The following is a 22956-nucleotide window of genomic DNA, read 5'->3' on the forward strand; positions in this document are numbered from 1 at the left end:
GCGACGTGACGGTCGGACGTCACCACCGCTCGTGCCGGGCCGACGACGGGTCGACGTGGTCGGCCACGATGAGCCCCAGGTCGATCCCCTTCGCGAGCGCGTCCTCCCGGCGGCGCACGCCCAGCTTGCGGTAGACGGACCGGAGCTGGCTCTTGACGGTGTTGACCGAGACGGTCAGGCTCAGCGAGATCTCGACCGCGGTCGCGTGCCGTCGCAGGCTGTCGAGCACCACGATCTCGCGGTCCGTGAGCGCCTGCGGGAAGCCCACCATCGCGGCGAACCTCTCGGGGACGGGACCCGCCGCCGCGAGGACCCGCTGCGCCGTCCTGTCCTTGCTGCGGGCGGCCAGGTCGACGAGCGCGAGGAGCTCCCGTCGCGGCGGGAGCGTGAGGGCGAAGAGCAGCTGGCGGTCGTCGGCGACCGCCGCGAACTTGCCCAGCGCGTCGCACGCGTGCGACTCGTCGGAGCCGTTGACGAGCGCCGCCGCGAGGAGCAGCGAGTGTGCGACCCTCAGCCGCGGCGACGCGTCGACCGGTGGGGTGTGCTCGACCAGGACGTCTCGTGCGACCTGCCAGGACTCGGTGAGCAGCGCGAGGTGGGCGCGCAGGAGCGGGGCGCTCGCCGACGACGGGGACGCGCCCCGCAGGGTCGCGTGGACCGCCCCCAGCCGGCCACGGGCGAGGTCGAGCAGGCCGGCGGCGTAGCCCAGCTGGTCGGTGTCCCGGACGGAGATCCGCTGCCTCCCCCGCTCGGACTCGATGTACCGGCGCAGCCGCTCGGCACCCAGCGCAGGCTCGAACGTCAGGAGGTCGACCGAGGCCTGGGCCAGCGCGAACTGCGGCCGCGACTCGAGCGTCGAGAGGAAGGGGCGCATGGCGTCCAGGTGGGCCTGCGCGCCGCGCGCGTCGAACCGCTCGATGCGCACGAGGGCGTGCGCCAGGTGGTAGACGTCCTGGCTGCGGCGCGGGGTGGTCTCGTCGTGCCGGGACGCCTCGACGACGGCCAGGTCCCGGCGCGCCTCGGGCATGTTGCCGTGCACGGCGTGGGCGAGCGCACGCAGCGCGAGACCGTGGAGCGCGGGTGGCTCACCGAGGGAGTCGCCGAGGTCCTCCAGGATCGCGAGGGACTCGTTCTCGGCGCCGCCGCGGAGCATCGAGCGTGCGATCTCGGCGCGCAACCGCGGCAGGTCGCGCGCCATGGAGCGTCGTTCGGTGACCCGGAGCTCGTTCAGCATGCGGCCTGCGCGGCGTGCCGGGTAGAGCGCGCGCTCGGCCGATCCGGTCGACCGCAGCGCGAGGCTCTCGAGGACCTCGAGCACCACGCGCTCGCTCGGGGTCGCGGGGCGAGGCGCGACCCGCAGCCCTGCGAGCGCTGCGTGGTAGAGCTCGATCGCCTCGTCGCGTCCGCCGGGGACGGCGTCGTAGTGGCGGGCGAGCGCTCCGGCGAGCAGGGGCCAGGGACGCAGCTCCGCGACGGGGACCGCCCGCAGGACGTCGAGGCTCGCGATCGTGCGCTCCTCGAAGACCTGGGTCCAGTAGCGGGACACCGCGGCCGAGGCGATCGACAGGTCGCCCGCCGTCACCGCGTGCCGGACGGCCTCGACCGGGTAGCCGTGCTGGAGGTACCACCGGGCGGTCGCCGCCTCGACCACCTGCGACGCCTCCGGGTCCTCGAGCCGGAACGTCTCCAGGAGCAGCGACCGCACGACGGGGAAGAGCACGAAGACGAGCCCCGTCGGTCGCCGTTCCCACGTGCCGAGGCCACGCGCCTCGAGGTCCGACAGGAGCTCGGGAGCGTCCGGGTCGAGGGTCAGGGCCACCGCGAGGTCGCCCGTCAGGATCTCGGGGACGACGCACCGTGCGAGGAACAGCTCGAGCCGGTGCCGCGACGGGCCCTGGAGCTGCTTGTCGACCGCTGCCCGCAGCAGCTCGGCGGCGACCTGGACGTGGGCGGGCGTGCCGTGGGACCCGGCCAGCTCGGCGGCGAGCATCGCGACCCGCAGGTAGAGGGGCTGGCCGCCCGTGCTCACGTGCGTCTGCGCCGGGTCGAGGTCCGCCCCGACCTGGCGCAGCATCCGCGCGGTCTCGTCCAGGGTGAGCGGGAGCTGGTCGGCGGTGATCACGGTGCGGTTCATCTCGAGGCCGACGACGGGTGCCTCGAGCATGGAGCTCGTGGTCGTCGCCAGCGCGACCGACAGGTTCGGGCAGGCGCGCAGCAGCGCGAGGACGTCCTCGTGGACCTCGGCGTCCCGGACGTTCTGATAGTCGTCGACGACGACCAGGACCTCGCCCCGGACCGTGAGGAACGCCTCGGCCAGCCGTACGGTCAGGGCGGCGGTCGACAGCTCGTCGAGGCCGATCGTCGTCTCCGAGCGCAGCAGCCCGGACTGGGTGGCGCGGCGAGCGACCGTGCGCCAGAGCTCGGTCCGGGTCGTGCCGGGCGACGTCGCGATCCAGACCCCTTCGGCCCCTCGTCGTCGGGCCCACTCGGCGAGGAGCGAGGTCTTCCCGCCGCCCGACGGGCCACGGACGACGCGCAGGGCTGCGTCGGCGTCGAGCCGGTCGACGAGCCGCTCCCGCACGAGCTCGAGGTGGGGTGGTCGCGGAGCGCCGTGCAGTCTGCCGGGGGTCGTGCTCACTACCGGCATCCAGCCTCCCGCCCTCTCCTGGTGAGGTGCCCGGGCAGCCTGCCGTCGGCTGCGTCGCCTCTGGCACTGGAGCCGGCACCGCGCCGCTCTCCGGAGAGCCACTTTATGTGACGAGGAGCGGTTTTGCGGGCTACGTGGTGAGCGACACCCCGCTGGGTCGCACCGGGAGGAACGGCGGACGGCGCGTGCCGGAGCGGGTCAGCCGCGGGGGAGCGGCCCGCCCTGCTGGTCCACGAGCGGGAGCAGCCGCTCCAGGACGTCACCCGTGCGCAGCCCGTCGTGCTCGAACTCGTTCGTGACGAGCGCCTGCACGTTCCCCACCCTGGACGCCGTGTCGAGCGAGAGGTGGGCGTCGACGAACATGTCGTCGTAGTAGACGGCTGCGGCGACGGGGACCTCGTTGGCCGCGAGCGCGTCGAGGTCGTACAGCTCGGTCCAGTCCTCACGACGCGCCAGCTCGTCGGCCGCGCCGCGGAAGGCGCGCAGGCCCGCGATCTCCTCGAACATCCAGGGGTAGATCATCTCGCCCGTGAAGAGCAGCGGCCGGGCGCCCGGGTCGAACTCCGGGTGCTCGGCGCGCACGCGCTCGGCGGCCCAGCCCGTGGCTCCGTGGCCCGACGCGTAGATCGACTCGTGCAGCACCGCGTACAGCGGGTTCGTCAGGTACGACGTCAGGTCCCTGACCTCGCTGAGGAACGTGTCGCTCAGGTCGTCGTCGCCGTGGTCGAACGCCTCGTCCAGCAGCCAGTGGACGCGCTCGAAGCCCGGCTTCATGCCGAAGTCCATCCCGAGCGTCTGGAGGCGGCGCACGGAGAGCGCGTCGCCGTCGGGCAACGTGACGTCACCCACCGCGATCCTGTCCGCGATGCGCGCGAGGCGTGCGACGTCGTCGGGGAAGCGCGCCGCGAAGCGGGCGTTCTTGGCCGCGGTGCGCGGGTACGTGCGGCGGTAGACCTCGGTCGCGTCGGCCTCCAGGCCCGCCAGGCCCCCGGTGACGTAGCAGGCCGCGAGCCCCTCCGGGGCGCGCGAGAGGTACGTGAGCGTCAGGAAGCCGCCGTAGCTCTGGCCGAGCGACTCCCAGCGGCGACCGCCGAACAGGGTACGGCGCAGGTGCTCGGCGTCCGCGACGATCGAGTCGGCCCGGAAGTGCGAGAGGTGCTCGGCCTGCGCGGCCGCGTCGCCGAGCGCCGCGAGCGAGCGGCCGCGCACGGCCGAGCTGCGGCCCGTGCCGCGCTGGTCGAGCAGGATCACCCGGTGGGTCGCGAGCATGGTCCCGACCCAGCCCTCGGGCCCCGTCGGACGCGGGCCCTTGCCGCCCGGGCCGCCCTGGAGGAACACGAGCAACGGCAGGTCCTCGCGCCGCCGCATGGGGTCGACGAGCTCGCGCGCGAAGATCGTGATCCGCCGCGAGTCCCGCTCGTCGAACCAGTCGAGGGGGACCTCGACCTCGTGGTCGGTGACGTGCATCCCGGGGATCGTTGCGCTCACGGAGGTCATGGCGACGAGCCTAGCCACAGAAGCCGCCGGGCACGCGGGAGCCGGTCGGTTCCTGACGTGCCGGAGCCGGCGTGACCTCGGGTCACGCCGGCTCCGGCGAGGCTGCGAGAAGGACTACTTCTCGACGTCCTCGTCGACCCAGTCGAGGGTCTTGCTGACGGCCTTCTTCCAGTTGCGGTAGAGGCGCTCGCGCTCGCCCTCGTCCATCGACGGGCTCCAGCGCTTGTCCTCGGCCCAGTTGGCGATGACGTCCTGCTCGCCCTGCCAGAACCCGACCGCGATGCCCGCGGCGTACGCGGCGCCGAGCGCCGTCGTCTCCGCGACCTTGGGCCGCACGACGTCCACGCCGAGCTGGTCCGCCTGGAACTGCATGAGCAGCTCGTTCTGGACCATGCCGCCGTCGACGCGCAGCTCGGTGAGGTCGACGCCCGAGTCCGCGTTCATGGCGTCCAGGACCTCGCGGGTCTGGAACGCGACGGCCTCGAGCGCGGCGCGCGCGATGTGGTTCTTGTTGACATAGCGCGTGAGGCCCACGAGGGCGCCACGGGCGTCGGAGCGCCAGTGCGGCGCGAACAGGCCCGAGAACGCGGGCACGAAGTACGCGCCACCGTTGTCGTCGACCTTGCGGGCGAGCCACTCGACGTCGGGCGCGTCCGAGAACATGCCGAGGTTGTCGCGGAGCCACTGGATGAGCGAGCCCGTGACGGCGATCGAGCCCTCGAGCGCGTAACGGGCCGGCTGGTCGCCGATCTTGTAGCAGACCGTGGTCAGCAGGCCGTTCTCGCTCATGACCTTCTCGGTGCCCGTGTTGAGCAGCATGAAGTTGCCCGTGCCGTACGTGTTCTTGGCCTGACCGACCTCGAAGCACGCCTGGCCGAACGTCGCGGCCTGCTGGTCGCCCAGGATGCCCGCGATCGGGACGCCGGGAAGGAGCCCGCCGGGGCGACCCTTACCGTAGACCTCGGACGACGACTTGATCTCGGGGAGCATCGAGAGCGGGATGCCCATGTCGGCCGCGATGTCCTCGCGCCAGGACAGCGTGTCGAGGTCCATGAGCATGGTGCGCGACGCGTTCGTCACGTCGGTGACGTGCACGCCGCCGTCGACGCCGCCCGTCATGTTCCACAGGACCCAGGTGTCGGTGTTGCCGAACACGAGGTCGCCGGCGTCGGCCGCCGCGCGGGCGCCCTCGACGTTGTCGAGGATCCACTTGACCTTGGGGCCGGAGAAGTAGGTCGCGAGCGGGAGGCCCACGATCGCCTTGTACTTCTCGGGGCCCGCGTCGCCGCCGAGCTCGTCGACGATCTTCTGCGTGCGGGTGTCCTGCCAGACGATCGCGTTGTAGACGGGCTTGCCCGTCTTCCGGTTCCACACGACCGCGGTCTCGCGCTGGTTGGTGATGCCGACCGCGGCGATGTCGGTGTACGTGACGTTGGCGCGGGTCAGGGCCAGGCCGACGGCCTCGCGGACGTTGTTCCAGATCTGCTCGGGGTTGTGCTCGACCCAGCCGGCCCGCGGGAAGATCTGGTCGTGCTCGAGCTGGCCGGAGGAGACGATCTCCCCGGAGTGGTTGAAGACGATGGCCCGGGAGCTGGTGGTTCCCTGGTCGATGGCGAGAACGTAGTCGGCCATGGTGTGTCAGTCCTTCACGTCGGTGTGGTTGAGCGGTGGTCGCGCGGTGCGCGACCGAGCATCGTGGCCGCGTTCGTCGAGCTCCTGCCCGACGGCGGCCGGTCGCGTGACCGGGGCGGGTCGCCCCGGTCACGCGGGGGAGGAGAGCGGGATCAGCCCCAGGCTGCCCCGAGGAGGCCGGCGAGCACACCACCGACGAGCGGACCCGCGACGGGGACCCACGAGTAGGCCCAGTCGCTCGACCCCTTGCCCTTGATGGGCAGCAGGGCGTGGGCGATGCGCGGACCGAGGTCACGAGCAGGGTTGATGGCGTACCCGGTGGGACCACCGAGGGACGCGCCGATACCGACCACGACGAGAGCGACGGCGAGCGGGCCGAGCCCGGACGGGGTGTTGCCCGACGCGACGACGAAGAACACGAGCACGAACGTCGCGATGACCTCGGTGATGAAGTTCCAGCCGTACGAGCGGAGCTCGGGGCCGGTCGAGAACACGGCGAGCTTGGTGGCGGCGGGCGCCTCCTCGTCGAAGTGCTTCTTGTAGGCGACGAACGCGAGCACGGCACCGAGGATCGCACCGATCATCTGCGCGCCGAAGTAGATGAACATGTTGCTCACGGTCGGCTCGATCGTCGCGGTGACCATGCCCTCGGGCCCGGTGACCGAGAAGAAGGGGCGGTCCGCGGTGAACAGTCCGATGGTCACGGCCGGGTTGAGGTGCGCCCCGGACTTGTAGGCGACGTACACGCCGGTGAAGACCGCGAGGCCCCATCCGAAGTTGATGAGGAGCCAGCCGCCGTTGAAGCCCTTGGTCTTGGGGAGGATCACGTTGGCTACGACGCCGGCACCCAGCAGGATCAGGGTCGCGGTGCCGAGTATCTCGGACCAGAAGGCGTTGAGGATGAGTGTGTCCATCAGATTCTCTCTTTCTTGGTGGACTTCGTTGTCGCAACCACCCCGACGCATCCGTGCGCCGGGGCCCCGGCGTGCGTCGCAGAGCGCGCATCCGTGAGGTTGAGGGGTGCCGGTCCGGCTCCGCCTCGCGCGAGTCGAGGCGGGCCGGGGGCCGGGCTATGAAGTTGTTCTCGGGGGAGCCGGCGTGGCTCCCGGTCGGTCGGCGGGGTGAGCCGGGTTGGTCAGGATCCGGACAGCGGCTTGAGCGGTGCGACGTCGTCGGCGGCGAGGCGTGTGCGCTCGGCCGTGGCGTCGTCGGGCTCCTGCTCCGCTGCCTCCTCGGCCGCGGCGCGTGCGGTGTAGGACGCGATCTCCTCTGCCTTGTGCTCGTCGTCCCAGCCGAGGAGCGGCGCCGCGATGTCGGCGATCTCGGGGAGGGCGCCGAGCCCGCGGTCGAGCACCTCGTAGTTGAGGCGCGTGCGGTGGAGCAGCAGGTCCTCGAGGTGCAGGGCGCCCTCGTGGGTCACGCCGTAGCTGATCTCGGCCCGCAGGTAGGCGGGAGCGTGCTCGAGGGGCCGCGCGAGCGTGGGGTCCGCCTCGCACAGGGCGACGATGTCGCGCAGGTTGGATCCGTAGCGGTGCAGCAGGTGGTCGACCATCTGCGGCGTCCACCCGAACTTCGAGGCCCACGGGCGGGCCTGGCGGCGGACCGCGTCGAGACCGACCGCGCCGACCAGGGGGATCTTGTCCGTGATCGAGGGCAGCGCTGCGGAGCGCTGACCGATCGCGAAGTCGACGGCGTCCTTGGCCATGACGCGGTAGGTCGTGAGCTTGCCGCCCGCGATGACCGTGAGGCCGGGGGTCGGGGAGGCCGTGGTGTGCTCGCGCGAGACCTTGGCCGAGCTCGTGCCCTCCTTGGTCCCGGGCTGGAGCAGCGGGCGCAGTCCCGCGTAGGTGCCGATGATGTCGTCGCGCGTCAGGGGCTGGGCGAGGACCGCGTTGGCGTGCTCGAGGATGTAGTCGATGTCCGCGGCCGTCGCGACGGGGTGCGTGAGCTCCTGCTCCCAGGGTGTGTCGGTCGTGCCGATGACCCAGTAGCGGGACCACGGGATGATGAACAGGACGGACTTCTCGGTCTGCAGGATCAGGCCGACCTGGCCCTTGATGCGCTCGCGCGGGACGACGATGTGGACGCCCTTGGAGGCGAGGACGCGCAGGCCGCCCTCGGAGCCCGCGAGGGCCTCGGTGTCCTCGGTCCACACGCCCGTCGCGTTGATGACGGCGCGGGCGCGGACCGTGATGCGCCGGCCCGTCTCGAGGTCCTCGAGGATCGCGCCGTTGACCGCACCGGTCGAGCCCTTGGTCAGCTCGACGACCTGGGTGCGGGAGGCGGCGTGGGCGCCGTAGGAGGTCGCGGTGCGGATGAGTGTCGAGACCAGGCGTGCGTCGTCGACCGAGGCGTCCCAGTACTGGACGGCGCCGATCGCCGCGTCGTGCGCGAGGTCGGGGAACTTGCGCTCCATCTGCTTGCGCGAGAGGTGACGGTGCAGCGGCAGGGCGCGCTTGCCGGGGGCCATGCTCGCGAGCGTGTCGTACAGCGCGATCCCGGCGCCGACGTAGGCACGCTCCCACACGCGGTGCTCGAGGGGGTACAGGAAGGGGACCGGGCGCACGAGGTGCGGCGCGAGGTCCTTGATGAGGAGGTCGCGCTCGGTCAGGGCCTCGTGGACCAGGTGGAAGTCGAGCATCTGGAGGTAGCGCAGACCACCGTGGACCAGCTTGCTCGAGCGGCTCGACGTGCCGGACGCCCAGTCCTGCCCCTCGACGATCGCGGTCGAGAGCCCGCGGGTCACGGCGTCGAGGGCGATGCCGGCTCCGGTCACGCCGCCGCCGATCACGAGGACGTCGAGCTCCTGGTCCGCGCTCGTGCTCGCCTCGAGCGCGCTGAGCGCCCGCTGGCGAGACTCTGCGGTGAGTCTGCTGGAAGTCATCCGATGGCCTTCTCTCGTCGTCGATCTGGTGCGTCACCGGCGGGGCCCCGTGAAGGATTCCCTCCTGTGACGTTCCCACGGCTCCGCGTCCCGCGCTAGCGGTACGAGGCGGGACCCAGGAGGGCGCCGTGCCGCGGCACAGCGCTGTCGGAACGGCGCTGCACGTATTAACGTCAACATGTCAGGAACGAACGCGCAAGCGCAGTGCACAAACGTGCAGCACGAGCATCACCAGCGGCAGGAGACCAGCAGATGGCCGATCGGGAGCAGGACGTCCTCCGGGCCGCCTCGATGTACTACCTCCAGGACATGAAGATGGAGGCGATCGCCAAGCACCTGCGCACCTCGCGCTCGACCGTCTCGCGCTTGGTCAAGAGAGCCCGTGAGACGGGTCTGGTGGAGATCACGCTCCGGCCCACGCAGAGCCGGGCCCCCGGCCTCGGGGCGCACATCTCCGCCACCTACGGCATCGACGCCTACGTCGTCCCTGTCCCGGACTCGACGCAGCAGGTCGACCGGCTCGACCAGGTCGCCCTCACGACGGCCCGCCTGCTCGGGTCGTGGTTCGACTCCGACATGATCCTCGGCATCGCGTGGGGCACCACGCTCGCGGCGATCTCGCGACACCTGAGCCGCAAGCCCACGCGGGGCTCCGCCGTCGTGCAGCTCAACGGGGCGGCCAACACCCGCACCTCCGGGGTGCACTACGCGGGCGACCTCATCGCGGGGTTCGGCGAGGCGTTCGACGCCCACGTGCACCATTTCCCAGTGCCCGCGTTCTTCGACTACGCCGAGACCAAGCAGGCGATGTGGCGCGAGCGGTCGGTCCGGCGCGTGCTCGACGTCCAGGGGCGGGCCGACGTCGCGCTGTTCTCGGTGGGTGCGGTCTCGGGTGGGGTGCCGAGCCACGTGTACTCGGCGGGCTACCTGGAGGCCGAGGACATCGCGGTCCTGGAGGCCGAGGGCGTGGTCGGTGACGTGTGCACGGTCTTCCTGCGGGCCGACGGCACCTACAAGGACATCGCGCTCAACGAGCGGGCCACGGGTCCCGGGCCCGACGAGCTCAAGCGCATCCCGCAGCGCATCTGCGCGGTCGCGGGGGACAACAAGGTCGCCCCGCTGCGGGCCGCGCTGCGGGCCGGCGTCGTGACGCACCTCGTCGTGGACGAGATCACGGCCTCGCACCTGATCGAGCAGGAGACGGGGCGCATCGCGGTCGCCCGGACGCGACTCGAAGGTATGCAGTCGGGTGCATGAGTACGCGCCAGGCTTCGTGGAGGCGTAGATTGTCGGCGTGACGAGCAGCCCCACGCCCACCCTGACGCTCCGCCCCGCCCTGCCGGCCGACGTGCGCGCGATCCGGTCCCTCGTCGAGCCCTACGCCGAGGAGCGCATCCTCCTCGCCAAGGAGATGGTCGGCTACTACGAGGCCGTGCAGGAGTTCGTGGTCGCCGACGTCGGTGGACCGGGTGCCCCGCAGGTCGTCGGGTGCGGCGCGCTGCACGTCATGTGGGACGACCTGGCCGAGATCCGCACGCTCGCGGTCGACCGCGCGTGGCTCGGCACCGGGGTGGGTCACCGCCTCGTGGTCGAGCTCCTGGAGCGAGCCCGCGCACTGGGCCTGGAGCGCGTCTTCTGCCTGACGTTCGAGGTCGACTTCTTCCGCGCGCACGGGTTCGAGGCGATCGAGGGCACCCCCGTGTCGCCCGACGTCTACGCGGAGCTCCTGCGCTCGCACGACGACGGCGTGGCCGAGTTCCTCGACCTCGCCCGGGTCAAGCCCAACACCCTCGGCAACACCCGGATGCTGATCACCCTCTGAGCGCCCGCGCCTCGGACCGGGAGCCGGGCGGCGGGTGGACGGCCTCAGACCGGGAGCCGGTAGACCTCGCCGTCCTGCTCGAGCAGCCCGTCCTCGACCAGGCTCGCGACGCACCGCCCGAGCTGGGCCGCGTCGGGCCACAGGTCCGCGACCACGTCGCGGTGCACGGGACCGTCCGCACCGCGCAGCGCGGCCATGACCCGTCCCCGCGCCTGCCGGTCCGTGCCCTCCCAGGCCTGGGTCCGGCGTCGGGCGCCGTGCTCGTCCGGCGGGCTGCCCGCGGCGCGCCACGCGCACAGGTCCGCGACGGGGCACGCCTCGCAGCGAGGCGAGCGCGCCGTGCACACCAGCGCCCCCAGCTCCATCGAGGCGGCGGCCCACAGTGCGGCCTCGGCGTCCTCGGCAGGTGCGACCTGCGTCGCGAGCCGGCGTTCGGCCGCGGTGTACGACGGAGCGGGCAGCGCAGTCCCGGACACCGCGCGCGCCAGGACCCGCCGTACGTTCGTGTCGACGACGACCGCGCGCCGCCCGTGCGCGAACGCCGTGACCGCCGCGGCCGTGTACTCCCCGACGCCCGGCAGCGCGAGCAGCGCGTCGGTGTCGAGCGGGACCCGCCCCGCGTGGCGCTCGACGACCGCCCGCGCACAGTCCTGCAGGCGCAGCGCGCGGCGCGGGTAGCCGAGGCGCCCCCACGCCCGCAGGACGTCCGCCGTCGACGCCGCCGCGAGGTCCGCGGGCTCGGGCCAGCGCTCCATCCAGGCGCGCCACGCGGGCTCGACCCGCACCACGGGCGTCTGCTGCAGCATGACCTCGCTGACCAGGACACCCCAGGGGGAGCAGTCGTCGCGACGCCACGGCAGGTCGCGCGCGTTCGCGGCGAACCACTGCCCGACGGCGTCGCGCAGGTCTGCGTGCGGGTCCGGGCCGGGGAGGGGCGTCAGTGCTGCGCGGAGGTCCGTCGTGCGAGGGAGGGTCGTGCGAGGGCGGGTCGTCGGACCGGCGGCGGACGTGGCGGGGGAGGGCGACATGGTCCGACCATTCTCGCCGACGTCGCCACCCGGATCGGCACCCGGGTGCCGGGGATGCGGCCCGCTGCGGTGTGGCAGTGCGAGAACCGTCGCCACGGCGACGTACCGTTGGCCCCAGCGCAGGAAGGGCCCGCGCCGACCGTCGAACGGAGCCGTACGTGAGCACGCCGCAGGGCACCCGGCCACCCACCGGGGCGACCCCGGTCCAGGGGCGATCCTCGGACGGGTCCGGCGCCGCGTCGTCGGGCAGGCCGACGTCCAGGACCTTGCGGCTCCGCCGGGTCATGGCTCTCGTCCTGCTCGCGGTCATCGTCGTCGGCGTCGTGATGCTGGTCAGGGCCGCGATCGCGTTCGGGGCGGGCCTGCTCGCCGACGCACCACAGGGCAAGGTGGCCCCGCCCGAACCCCAGGAGGTCGCGGCGACCGGGTACAAGGCCTGCCAGGCCAAGGACGTGACGCTCTGGCTCGCGGCCTCGAAGACCGAGTACGCGGTCGGGGAGAAGCCCACCTTCACCACGACCCTCACGCACGTGGGGCCCAGGCCGTGCCTGATCGACGCCTCGACCGCCGTCCAGGAGATCACGATCACGTCGGGCACCGACCGCATCTGGTCGTCGGCCGACTGCCCGGCGGCGTCGAAGGACCTGCTCATGGCGCCGGGCGACGTGTGGACCGAGACGGTCACGTGGAATAGGGACCGCTCGGCCCCCGAGTGCGCGACCGGGCTGCCCGGTACACAGCCGGGGAGCTACAGCGTCGTCGCAGCGTCGAACGAGGCCGCGGGGATGACGAGCCCCGCCGTGCCGTTCACGCTCGTGGCCCCTGCACCCCCGCCCGAGGCGCCACCGGCGACCGAGGCGCCCGCTGACGGCGATCCGCCGGCGGACGGGACCGAGGTGCCCGCAGAGGGCGCAGAGCCTCCTGCGGACGGGGCGACCGCGCCCGAGGGCGGGGCCACCGCCCCCGCAGGGGACGCGCCGCCGCAGGGGTGACGGGCTGCCGCCGGGTGACGGGCTGCTGCCGGGAAGGGCTAGACGTACCGCTCGAGGATGCTCGACTCGGCGAGGCGTGACAGGCCCTCACGGACCGCACGCGCCCGCTGCTCGCCGACGCCGTCCACGGCCATGAGGTCGTCGATGCTCGCGGCCAGGAGCTTCTGCAGCCCACCGAAGTGCGAGACCAGGCGGTCGATGATCGCACCGGGCAGGCGGGGGACCTTCGACAGGAGCCGGTACCCGTGGGGAGCGACCGCGGCATCGAGTGCCTCGCCGCCTCCCGGGAGGTCGAGGACCCGCCCGATGAGCGTGAGGTCGAGGAGCTGGGTCGAGTCGAGCGCACCGAGCGCGTTCTTGACGTCCGCGAGGGAGCGGTCCTTGCGTCCGAGCTCGACGTAGTCCCGGATGACGGACTCGCGGTCCGAGCCGATCCCGCCGATGAGCTCGTCGAGCTGGAGGGCGAGCAGGCGACCGTCCGTGCCGAGCTCGACCACGTAGCCCGCGATCTCCTCGGAGATGCGGCCCACCATCTCGAGGCGCTGCACCACGGCGCACACGTCCCGGACGGTGACGAGGTCCTCGATCTCGAGGGCCGAGAGCGTGCCGCTGACCTCGTCCAGGCGGGCGCGGTAGCGCTCGAGCGTCGCGAGAGCCTGGTTGGCGCGCGACAGGATGGTGTCCGAGTCCTCCAGGACGTAGCGCTGGCCGCCCACGTACAGGGCGACGATCCGCATGGACTGGCTCACCGAGATCACGGGGAAGCCGCACTGCTTGGCGACGCGCTCGGCCGTGCGGTGACGCGTGCCGGACTCGGTCGTCTCGATCGTCGCGTCCGGCAGGAGCTGGACCGCGGCGCGCAGGATGCGGTTGGCGTCCCGGTCGAGGACCACGGCGCCGTCCATCTTGGAGAGCTCGCGCAGGCGGGTCGCGGAGAAGCCGACGTCCAGGACGAAGCCGCCCGAGCACATGGTCTCGACGACCTTGTCCAGGCCGAGGACGATCAGTGCGCCCGTCCGGCCGCGCAGGATGCGCTCGAGGCCGTCGCGGAGCTCGGTGCCCGGAGCCACTGCTGCGAGGGTCTCCCGGAGCATGTCGTCAGGGTGCACGGGGGAGTTGGCCACGTGGGCATCCTACGCTGCCGGGCCGTCCCAGGGGCGAGAAGACACCGTTCCTGGGACGACGAAAGGTCACGATGGCGCAACGGTTCTCACTCGTCGAAGCGCGTGCGCTCCTGCTGCGGCGGGAGGTGGCCCCCACGGGCGAGCTCGACGGCCTCGCCGAGGTGCTGCGCGGGCAGCACGGTCATGCCTGCCGGGGGCTTGGGGGTGGAGCCGCGAGGCACCACGGCTCGCGTGAAGCCGAGGCGTGCGGCCTCGCCCAGGCGCCGGTCCAGGCCCGAGACGGGGCGGATGTCGCCCGCGAGCCCGACCTCGCCGATCGCGATGGTCCCGGGCGGCATGACCTGGTCCTCGCGGGCCGAGAAGGTCGCGAGCGCGATCGCGAGGTCCGCGGCGGGCTCGGTCACGCGGGCGCCGCCGATCGTCGAGACGTACACGTCCTGGTCGACGAGCCGGACCCCGGCGTGCCGGTGCATCACGGCGAGGATCATCGCGAGCCGGCTCGAGTCGACACCGCTCGTGGTGCGCCGCGGGTTGGTCAGCGAGCTGGGGACCACGAGCGACTGGATCTCGAGCGCGAGCGGGCGACGTCCTTCGAGCGTCACGGTGATGAACGTGCCGGGTGCCCCGGCCCCCGCGTGCGACATGAACAGCCCGCTGGGGTCCGCGAGGCCAACGATCCCGGTCTCCGACAGGTCGAAGCAGCCGACCTCGTCGGTCGGGCCGTAGCGGTTCTTGATGGCCCGTACGAGGCGCAGGCGCGAGTGCCGGTCGCCCTCGAACTGGCACACGACGTCCACGAGGTGCTCGAGCGTGCGCGGCCCGGCGACCGACCCGTCCTTGGTCACGTGCCCCACCAGGATGACGGGCAGGTCACGCTCCTTGGCCGCGGCGATCAGCGCGGCCGCGACCTCGCGGACCTGGCTCACGCCTCCGGGAGACCCGTCGACCTGGGCCGAGGCGATCGTCTGGACCGAGTCGACGACGAGCAGGGCCGGGTCGGTGGCCTCGATGTGCCCGAGCACGGTCGCGAGGTCGGTCTCGGCGGCGAGCAGCAGCCCCGGGGCCAGAGCCCCGACCCGCTCGGCACGCAGCCTGACCTGCCCGGCCGACTCCTCGCCCGTGACGTACAGGACGGTGCGCGGCCGGGGCGCCGGACCTGTGGCGTCGTCGGGCGACGCGGCCTTGTCGCTCACGCCCGCCGCGACGTTGCTCGCGACCTTGAGCAGCAGCGTCGACTTGCCGACGCCCGGCTCTCCCGCGAGCAGCACCACGGCTCCGGGGACGAGGCCGCCGCCCAGCACGCGGTCGAACTCGGCGACGCCCGTGGGTGTGGCACGCGCGGTCTCGACGTCGATCTCCCCGATGGGACGCGCCGGGTTGCGGGTCGGGGCGACGGCCGCGGTGCGCGGCCCGGCGCTCGCGGCCGCCTCCTCGGTGACGGTGCCCCACTCCTGGCACTCGCCGCAGCGGCCCACCCACTTGGCGGTGGTCCAGCCGCACTCGCTGCACCGGTAGGCGGGCTTGGCCGGGCGCTTGCTCGTGGCGCGCGAGGCGGAGGTCGATGTGGTCACGCGGTCACGCTAGCCGTCGGTACCCACACGTCCCCGCAGCCACCCGTACCCCTCGGCCCAGGGCTGTGCCGGCGCGTGCCGGCGCGTGCCGGCGCGTGCCGGCGCATGCGGGCGTCCCGATGGCGCACCGGCGTGCTCGTGCCCATCATGAACCATGCGCAGGCTCCGGAAGGACAGCCCGTGGTGGACCGTCATCACCACGCTCGGCTCGCTCGCGGCGTGCCTGCTCCTCTACTACGGCGTGCCGCTCGGGGACGCGGACCGTGAGTGGGTGCAGATCCTGCTGTTCGCGGTCGGCTTCGTGGGGCTGTGCTACCTCATCAGGTTCCAGGTGCGCCGTCAGCTGCGCGCCGGGCGGGAGCCGAGCGTGCGGGTCCAGTCCGTCGTCGGGCTGCTCTCTCCCATCATCATCTTCTTCTCGATCGCCTACTACCTCCTGGCCATCAACAGCGACGCCGAGTTCGTGGGGATCGAGACCCGGACGGACGCGCTGTACTTCACGGTCGTCACGCTCGGGACGGTCGGTTACGGCGACGTCCACCCCGTGGGGCAGGCAGCGCGCGTCATCACGATGGTCCAGATCCTGTTCGACCTGGCCGTGATCGGCGTGCTGGTCGCCGTCGCGACGCAGCGGCTGAAGGAGCGCGCGGAGCTGCACCGCCCGCACCGGCCCGAGGGGAATTGACCCGGACGGGTCTGCGCGGCCTCCGTGGTCCGGGCGTGCGCGCGCACTAGTCTGGCGCGGTCACAGCGTCGCCACGAGGAGAGTGTCATGAGCCAGCAGACGGGACGCCCGCGTCAGTCGTCCCCGGCAGGCCCCGGGTTGCGGGACAGCCGTCACCACCGGGCTCCCTCGTCGTCCGTCTATGCCCGACGGCGCCTCGTCGCCCTGGTCGTGCTGCTCGCCCTCGTGGGCGGGGTCGTCGCCTTTCTCGCGCTCGTCTGGCCGGGGTTCGCCGCCGGAGGTGGGGCCGGGACGCCCGACGAGGTCACCGTGACCGCGCCGCCCGCGACGCCGACGATCGAACCGGTCGAGCGGACCGCGACGACCGAGCTCGCCAAGGCGATGCCCGCGAGCGTCCTGCAGTTCGCGCTCCGTGCCGAGGCGCCGACCGAGGCCTTCGCCGACGCGGGCGCGATCGAGGGCCACGAGCTGACCTACGCGGACGCCGAGGGCGACGGGGCGACCAGCGTCACGGTGCTCGCAGGCCAGTGGGGCACCGACGACGAGGCGGAGGCCGCCTACGACGAGCTGCTCGCGGCGGCCGTCGAGGCCGGGGGCGCGGCCACGTCGACGGGGGACGTCGAGGTCGGCGGCGAGCCCGCAGGGGCCTTCGCCGTCACTCCGGTCGCCCCGGTCGACGGAGCGGCGGCGTCGGCGACGGTCACGTGGCGCAACGGCACGGTCGTGCTGCAGGCGACGGGGCCCGTCGACGAGATCGAGGCGTTCTACACCGCGTTCCCCCTCTAGTCTGCGACGAGGCGCACCGGGCGGACGGTGGCCTCCGGTGCTCGTCGTCGGGCTCGCCCCGCGGGCCGGCAGCGACCGACCGGGACGCACGACCAGGAAGCAGGAGACGACCATGTCGACGACGACCCAGCAGGCCGAGCCCTCAGGCCCCACCCCGCGCCTCGCGGTCCTCGGGACCGGGGTGATGGGGGAGACCGTCCTCGCGGGCGCGCTGCGCGCGGGGTGGCCCGCGTCGGAGGTGGTCGCGACCGTGCGGCGCCCCGAGCGTGGCGAGGAGCTGCACGAGCGCCACGGCGTGACCACGACGACCGACAACGGCGAGGCGGTGCGGGGCGCCGGGCTGGTCGTGGTCGCGGTCAAGCCCAAGGACGTGGCCGCGCTGCTCGGGCAGGTCTCGGAGCACCTGGGCGAGGGCGCGGTCGTGGTGAGCGTCGTCGTCGGGCTGACGACGCGCTTCTACGAGGACCGGCTTCCTGCCGGGACGTCGGTCGTGCGCGTCATGCCCAACACGCCGTCCGTGATCGGCGCCGGGGTCAGCGCGGTCAGCGGCGGCTCGGCAGCGAGCGACGACGACGTGACGCTCGTCGAGCGGCTCCTCGGGCAGACCGGCCTCGTGGTGCGGGTCGCGGAGAAGGACCAGGACGCGGTCGGTGCGCTGTCGGGCTCGGGCCCCGCCTACGTCTTCTACGTCGTCGACGCGCTCGCCGAGGCCGGCGTGCTGCTCGGCCTGACCCGGGCCGTGGCGCTCGAGCTCGCCACGGCGACCGTGCTCGGCTCGGCCCGGATGCTCGACGAGACGGGGGAGCACCCCGTGATCCTGCGCGAGAAGGTCTCCTCGCCCGGCGGAACCACGGTCGCGGCCCTGCGCGCGCTCGACGAGGGCGGCGTCCGGGCCGCGTTCCTGTCCGCGCTCGAGGCCGCCCGTGACCGGTCGCAGGAGCTGGCCGCCGCCCTCGAGGAACGGTCGTGACCGGGGAACCGGGGCGGGCCCGTCCCCCGGCGATGTCCGACGTCGCGGAGCTCGCGGGCGTCTCGCACCAGACGGTGTCACGGGTCCTCAACGACCACCCGAGCGTGCGACCGCAGACGCGCGAGCGGGTCATGGATGCGATCGCGACGCTCGGGTACCGGCGTAACAGCGCGGCCCGTGCGCTGGTCACGGCCCGTTCGGGGACGATCGGCGTCGTGACGACGGGCTCGGCGCTGTACGGGCCGACGAGCACGCTCATCGCGGTCGAGGGGGCGGCACGCGAGGAGGGCTACTTCGTGTCGGTGGCGACGATCCGCAGCTATGACGCCGCGACCATGCACACGGTCCTCGAGCACTTCATGGCACAGGGGGTCGAGGGGATCGTGGTCATCGCGCCCCAGACGGACGTGGCCGCCGCGGTGGACTCGTTCCGCGCGCCGGTGCCGGTCATCCTCATCGCGGCGCGCGAGCCCGGAGAGGTGCCGACCGTCGAGGAGCGGGTCGGTGCGGCGAGCATCCTGCCCATCGCGGTGGACCAGCGCCTCGGGGCGCGTCTGGCCACCGAGCACCTGCTGGACCTGGGGCACCGGACGGTCGTGCACCTCAGCGGCCCTCTCGACTGGTTCGACGCGCGGGAGCGCGCCACGGGCTGGAACGACGCCCTCGCCGCGCGGGCGGTCCCGGAGCAGGAGCGGGAGATGATCCGGTGCACGTGGTCGTCGGACGCGGGGTACGAGGTCGGGCGAGAACTGGCCGCGCGTGTCCTGGCCGGGGACGGGCCGACCGCGGTCTTCGCGGGGAACGACCACCTGGCCCTCGGTGTCCTGCAGGCGTTCTGGGAGGCGGGGGTCGTGGTCCCGCGCGACGTGTCGGTCGTGGGGTTCGACGACGTCGAGGGGGCGGCGCACTTCATCCCGCCGCTCACGACGGTCCGCCAGCCCTTCGCCGAGCTGGGGCGCCGGTGCATGGCGCTGCTGCTCGACGCCTTCGCGGGCGTGACGCCCGAGTCGACGCAGATCCCCCCGATCCTCGTGGTGCGGTCGAGCTCGGGGCCCGCCCCGACCGGGGCGGCCTCTGCGTAACGGTCCGGTCTCGGACCGGGCAGGTTCTTGACACGTCCAGATGTGAGCGCTAACAATGATCTCGTTCGACACGGAAGTTAGCGCTCACATCCTTGCGAGGTCGCAAGGGAGAACGACTGGAGAGACACACCAATGGCGGTGGAGCAGGCAGTGCAGCCCCCCTCGTACGTGATCGGCGTCGACTACGGGACGCTCTCGGGACGAGCGGTCGTGGTGCGCGTGAGCGACGGGGCCGAGATGGGCAGCGGGGTGCACGAGTACTCCCACGCCGTCATGGACACCGCGCTCGTCGCGGGACCCTTCGAGGGCACCGCCGGCCTGCCCCTCCCGCCCGAGTGGGCCCTGCAGGTGCCCTCCGACTACGTCGACGTCCTGCGCACCGCCGTCCCGGCCGCGCTGCTCGCGGCGGGGGTCGACCCCGCCGACGTGATCGGCATCGCGACCGACTTCACGGCCTGCACCATGGTCCCCACGACCGCCGACGGGACCCCGCTGTGCGAGCTCGAGCGGTTCGCGGGCCGTCCCCACGCCTACGTCAAGCTGTGGAAGCACCACGCGGCCCAGGCGCAGGCCGACCGCATCAACGCCCTGGCGCACGAGCGTGGCGAGCAGTGGATCTCACGCTACGGCGGCCTGATCTCGTCGGAGTGGGAGTTCGCCAAGGGGCTCCAGCTCCTCGAGGAGGACCCCGAGGTCTACGCCGCGACCGACCACTGGGTCGAGGCCGCCGACTGGATCGTGTGGCAGCTCGGCGGCGTCTACGTGCGCAACGCGTGCACCGCGGGCTACAAGGGCATCTACCAGGACGGCCGCTACCCCTCGACCGAGTTCCTCGAGGCGCTCAACCCCGAGTTCGCGGGCTTCGTGGCCGACAAGCTCGAGCACACGATCGGTCGGCTCGGCGAGGTCGCGGGCACGCTCACGGCCAAGGCGGCAGCCTGGACCGGACTGCCCGAGGGCATCGCGGTCGCGGTCGGCAACGTCGACGCGCACGTCACGGCTCCGGCCGCGCAGGCCGTCGAGCCCGGGCAGATGACCGCGATCATGGGCACGTCCACGTGCCACGTCATGAACGGCGAGGAGCTGCACGAGGTGCCCGGCATGTGCGGGGTCGTCGACGGCGGGATCGTCTCGGGCCTGTGGGGCTACGAGGCGGGGCAGAGCGGCGTCGGGGACATCTTCGGCTGGTTCGTCGACACCGCGGTCCCCGGCTCGTACGCGCAGGCGGCGGCGGACCGTGACCAGTCGGTGCACGAGTACCTCACCGATCTCGCGGCCGGCCAGGAGATCGGCGAGCACGGCCTCGTCGCGCTCGACTGGCACTCGGGCAACCGTTCGGTCCTGGTCGACCACGAGCTGTCGGGCCTGCTCGTCGGGCAGACGCTCGCGACCCGACCTGAGGACACCTACCGCGCGCTCCTGGAGGCCACGGCGTTCGGGACCCGGACCATCGTCGAGGAGTTCCAGCGCGCCGGCGTCCCGGTCGTCGAGCTGGTCGTCGCGGGCGGGCTGCTCAAGAACCGCCTGCTCATGCAGGTCTACGCGGACGTGACGCGACTGCCGCTCAGCACGATCGACTCCGAGCAGGGGCCGGCGCTCGGGTCGGCGATCCACGCGGCCGTCGCCGCGGGCGCCTACCCCGACGTGCGCGCCGCTGCCCAGGTCATGGGACGGCGCACGGTCGCGGCCTACCTCCCGATCGAGGAGAACGCGGTGCGCTACGACGAGCTGTTCGCGCTCTACTCCGGGCTGCACGACCACTTCGGACGGCTCGAGACCCCCGGTGCCGACCCGGTCATGCACCGCCTCAAGGCGATCCGCCGCGAGGCGCGCTCGCTGCGCGCGGGCGTGGCGCCGTCGGGTACCGGCGCGCAGGGCGTCGCTCTCGAGGGGGTCCCCGCATGAGCACCACCACCAGCCCGACGGCGGAGCTCGCCCCCGCGGTCCGCGCGGCGGTCGAGGCCTCGCGCGAGCGGGTCGCGGCCCTGCACCGCGAGCTGACCCGCTACGAGCTCGTCGTCTGGACCGCGGGGAACGTCTCCGAGCGCGTCGAGGGCGCCGACCTGTTCGTCATCAAGCCGTCCGGCGTCGCGTACGACGACCTGACCCCCGGGTCGATGGTCGTGTGCGACCTCGACGGGAACCTGGTCGAGGGGACGCGCGCACCGTCGTCGGACACCGCGGCGCACGCGTACGTCTACCGGCACATGCCGCACGTCGGGGGGGTCGTGCACACGCACTCGACGTACGCGACCGCCTGGGCCGCGCGCGCCGAGCCCGTGCCGTGCGTCCTGACGATGATGGCCGACGAGTTCGGCGGCGAGATCCCCGTAGGACCCTTCGCGCTGATCGGCGACGACTCGATCGGCAAGGGCATCGTCGACACGCTCCGCACCTCGCGGAGCCCCGCCGTCCTGATGCGCAACCACGGCCCCTTCACGATCGGCAAGGACGCGCGCGGCGCGGTCAAGGCCGCAGTGATGTGCGAGGAGGTCGCGCGGACCGTGCACGTCGCGCGCCAGCTCGGCGAGCCGCTGCCCATCGCGCAGGGCGACGTCGACTCGCTCTACGACCGCTACCAGAACGTGTACGGCCAGGCGCCCGCGGGCGGTTGACCCGCGGGCCCCGCCCACCCCACGACCAGAACCACCGCGTGCTATTTCAGTGAGGAAACGACGCACATGAAGAACCCCTTCGACACCAGGGAGATCTGGTTCCTGACCGGGAGCCAGGACCTCTACGGCGAGGAGACCCTGCGCCAGGTCGCCGCGCAGTCCCAGGAGATCGCCGCGGCGATCGACGCCTCGAGCGACGTCCCGGTACGTATCGTCTGGAAGCCCGTGCTCAAGGACTCGGACGCGATCCGGCGGGCCGCGCTCGACGCCAACGCGGACGACGCGTGCGTGGGGCTCGTCGTGTGGATGCACACGTTCTCCCCGGCGAAGATGTGGATCCGCGGGCTCGAGGCCCTCGGCACCCCGCTGCTCCACCTGCACACGCAGGCCAACGTCGAGCTGCCCTGGTCCGAGATCGACATGGACTTCATGAACCTCAACCAGGCCGCCCACGGCGACCGCGAGTTCGGGTACATCCAGTCGCGGCTCGGGGTCTCGCGCAAGACCGTCGTGGGTCACGTGAGCAACCCGGACGTCACCGCGAGGATCGGGACCTGGGCGCGCGCCGCGACGGCCTGGGCCGAGGTGGGCTCGCTGCGGCTCGCCCGGTTCGGCGACAACATGCGCGGCGTGGCCGTGACCGAGGGCGACAAGACCGAGGCCGAGGTCCGGTTCGGCGTCTCCGTCAACACGTGGGGTGTCAACGACCTCGTCGAACGGGTCGACGCGGTCGACGAGAGCGACGTCGACATCCTCGTCAAGGAGTACGTCGGGATGTACGACGTGGCCCCCGAGCTGCTCCCCGGTGCCGAGAGGCACGCGTCGCTGCGCTACGGGGCGCGCATCGAGCTGGGCCTGCGCTCCTTCCTCGAGGAGGGCGGGTTCGGCGCCTTCACGACGAACTTCGAGGACCTGGGCGGGCTCCGCCAGCTCCCGGGGCTCGCCGTCCAGCGCCTCATGGCCGACGGCTACGGGTTCGGCGCGGAGGGGGACTGGAAGACCGCGCTGCTCGTGCGCGCCGCGAAGGTCATGGGCCACGGGCTGCCCGGCGGCGCCTCGCTCATGGAGGACTACACCTACGACATGGTGCCCGGTGCCGAGCGGATCCTCGGGGCGCACATGCTCGAGGTCTGCCCGAGTCTCACGACGGCGCGGCCCCGCCTCGAGGTGCACGCGCTGGGGATCGGGGGCCGCGAGGACCCCGTGCGGCTCGTGTTCGACACCGACGCGGGTCCCGCACTCGTCGTCGCCCTGAGCGACATGCGCGAGCGGTTCCGCCTCGTGGCCAACGTGGTCGAGGTCGTGGCGCCGGAGTACGACCTGCCCAGGCTGCCCGTGGCACGTGCCCTGTGGGAGCCAGCGCCGAGCTTCGCGGTCTCGGCCGAGGCGTGGCTCACCGCGGGAGGCGCGCACCACACCGTCATGACCACGGCGCTGGGGCTCGAGGCCTTCGAGGACTTCGCCCAGATCGCCGGCACGGAGCTCGCCGTGATCGACGAGTCCACGACCACCCGGTCCTTCGCGCGAGAGCTGCGATGGAACCAGGCGTACTACCGGCTCGCGCAGGGCTTCTGAGGACGGACCTGCTCGTAGACCGGACGCAGTGTGGGGGGACCCGGGC

Annotated in this window: 18 protein-coding genes; 10 read left to right on the forward strand and 8 right to left on the reverse strand. The window is 72.7% G+C overall.

What is annotated here, in order from left to right:
- Nucleotides 1-19: 19 nt before the first annotated feature.
- The 5 genes from WFH32_RS11270 to WFH32_RS11290 form a co-directional block, all read right to left on the reverse strand.
- Complete coding sequence (locus tag WFH32_RS11270; protein ID WP_336707476.1) at nt 20-2638, reverse strand: AAA family ATPase; 2619 nt, start codon at nt 2636-2638, stop codon at nt 20-22.
- A 207-nt stretch (nt 2639-2845) separates the two neighbouring features.
- Nucleotides 2846-4144 (reverse strand): alpha/beta fold hydrolase, encoded by a 1299-nt coding sequence (locus tag WFH32_RS11275; protein WP_336707477.1) that lies wholly within the window; start codon nt 4142-4144, stop codon nt 2846-2848.
- A gap of 114 nt (nt 4145-4258) precedes the next feature.
- Entirely contained in the window at nt 4259-5776 is a 1518-nt protein-coding gene (gene glpK, locus WFH32_RS11280; RefSeq protein ID WP_336707478.1) for a glycerol kinase GlpK, read from the reverse strand.
- 152 nt (nt 5777-5928) lie between these two features.
- A complete protein-coding gene (locus WFH32_RS11285; RefSeq protein WP_191796672.1) occupies nt 5929-6690 on the reverse strand; it encodes an MIP/aquaporin family protein in 762 nt (253 codons plus the stop codon).
- 221 nt (nt 6691-6911) lie between these two features.
- Nucleotides 6912-8660, reverse strand: a complete 1749-nt coding sequence (locus tag WFH32_RS11290) for a glycerol-3-phosphate dehydrogenase/oxidase (protein ID WP_191796671.1) — start codon at nt 8658-8660, stop codon at nt 6912-6914.
- Between the two features lie 252 nt (nt 8661-8912).
- On the opposite strand from WFH32_RS11290, the gene WFH32_RS11295 reads away from it, so the two are divergent.
- The gene (locus WFH32_RS11295) at nt 8913-9917 is read left to right on the forward strand and encodes a sugar-binding transcriptional regulator (protein ID WP_138825730.1); all 1005 of its coding nucleotides are present in this window, start codon (nt 8913-8915) and stop codon (nt 9915-9917) included.
- Nucleotides 9918-9954: 37 nt separating this feature from the next.
- Entirely contained in the window at nt 9955-10482 is a 528-nt protein-coding gene (locus WFH32_RS11300) for an amino-acid N-acetyltransferase (RefSeq protein ID WP_191796670.1), read from the forward strand.
- Between the two features lie 44 nt (nt 10483-10526).
- On the opposite strand, the gene WFH32_RS11305 is transcribed toward WFH32_RS11300, so the two are convergent.
- Nucleotides 10527-11510, reverse strand: coding sequence for an A/G-specific adenine glycosylase (locus WFH32_RS11305; RefSeq protein WP_336707479.1), 984 nt, complete (start codon nt 11508-11510; stop codon nt 10527-10529).
- A 158-nt stretch (nt 11511-11668) separates the two neighbouring features.
- Here WFH32_RS11305 and WFH32_RS11310 point away from each other — a divergent pair, with 158 nt between their 5' ends.
- Nucleotides 11669-12502 carry a hypothetical protein gene (locus tag WFH32_RS11310; protein WP_191796668.1) on the forward strand — a complete coding sequence of 278 codons (834 nt, stop codon included), beginning with the start codon at nt 11669-11671 and terminating at the stop codon, nt 12500-12502.
- A 38-nt stretch (nt 12503-12540) separates the two neighbouring features.
- Here WFH32_RS11310 and disA read toward each other — a convergent pair whose 3' ends face one another.
- Together disA and radA are read right to left on the reverse strand one after the other, a co-directional pair.
- Nucleotides 12541-13596 (reverse strand): DNA integrity scanning diadenylate cyclase DisA, encoded by a 1056-nt coding sequence (disA, locus tag WFH32_RS11315; protein ID WP_191796702.1) that lies wholly within the window; start codon nt 13594-13596, stop codon nt 12541-12543.
- A gap of 116 nt (nt 13597-13712) precedes the next feature.
- The gene (gene radA, locus WFH32_RS11320; protein WP_191796667.1) at nt 13713-15197 is read right to left on the reverse strand and encodes a DNA repair protein RadA; all 1485 of its coding nucleotides are present in this window, start codon (nt 15195-15197) and stop codon (nt 13713-13715) included.
- Between the two features lie 154 nt (nt 15198-15351).
- Between radA and WFH32_RS11325 the strand changes: the two genes are divergently transcribed.
- From WFH32_RS11325 to araA, 7 genes are all read left to right on the forward strand, one after another.
- On the forward strand, nt 15352-15882 hold the full coding sequence (locus WFH32_RS11325) for a potassium channel family protein (protein WP_191796666.1): 531 nt from the start codon (nt 15352-15354) through the stop codon (nt 15880-15882).
- A gap of 87 nt (nt 15883-15969) precedes the next feature.
- Nucleotides 15970-16668: a hypothetical protein gene (locus WFH32_RS11330; protein WP_336707483.1), complete on the forward strand. Its 699-nt coding sequence runs from the start codon at nt 15970-15972 to the stop codon at nt 16666-16668.
- Between the two features lie 112 nt (nt 16669-16780).
- On the forward strand, nt 16781-17638 hold the full coding sequence (gene proC, locus WFH32_RS11335; protein ID WP_336707485.1) for a pyrroline-5-carboxylate reductase: 858 nt from the start codon (nt 16781-16783) through the stop codon (nt 17636-17638).
- A gap of 32 nt (nt 17639-17670) precedes the next feature.
- Nucleotides 17671-18720: a LacI family DNA-binding transcriptional regulator gene (locus WFH32_RS11340; protein ID WP_191796701.1), complete on the forward strand. Its 1050-nt coding sequence runs from the start codon at nt 17671-17673 to the stop codon at nt 18718-18720.
- A 150-nt stretch (nt 18721-18870) separates the two neighbouring features.
- Nucleotides 18871-20625, forward strand: coding sequence for a ribulokinase (araB, locus tag WFH32_RS11345; RefSeq protein ID WP_336707486.1), 1755 nt, complete (start codon nt 18871-18873; stop codon nt 20623-20625).
- On the forward strand, nt 20622-21335 hold the full coding sequence (locus tag WFH32_RS11350) for an L-ribulose-5-phosphate 4-epimerase (protein ID WP_191796662.1): 714 nt from the start codon (nt 20622-20624) through the stop codon (nt 21333-21335). The genes araB and WFH32_RS11350 overlap by 4 nt, the downstream gene beginning before the upstream one ends.
- Nucleotides 21336-21401: 66 nt before the next feature.
- Nucleotides 21402-22910 (forward strand): L-arabinose isomerase, encoded by a 1509-nt coding sequence (araA, locus tag WFH32_RS11355; protein WP_336707489.1) that lies wholly within the window; start codon nt 21402-21404, stop codon nt 22908-22910.
- Nucleotides 22911-22956: the final 46 nt, after the last annotated feature.

It is taken from the genome of Oerskovia sp. USHLN155, from assembly GCF_037145535.1.
GTDB lineage: Bacteria > Actinomycetota > Actinomycetes > Actinomycetales > Cellulomonadaceae > Oerskovia > Oerskovia rustica.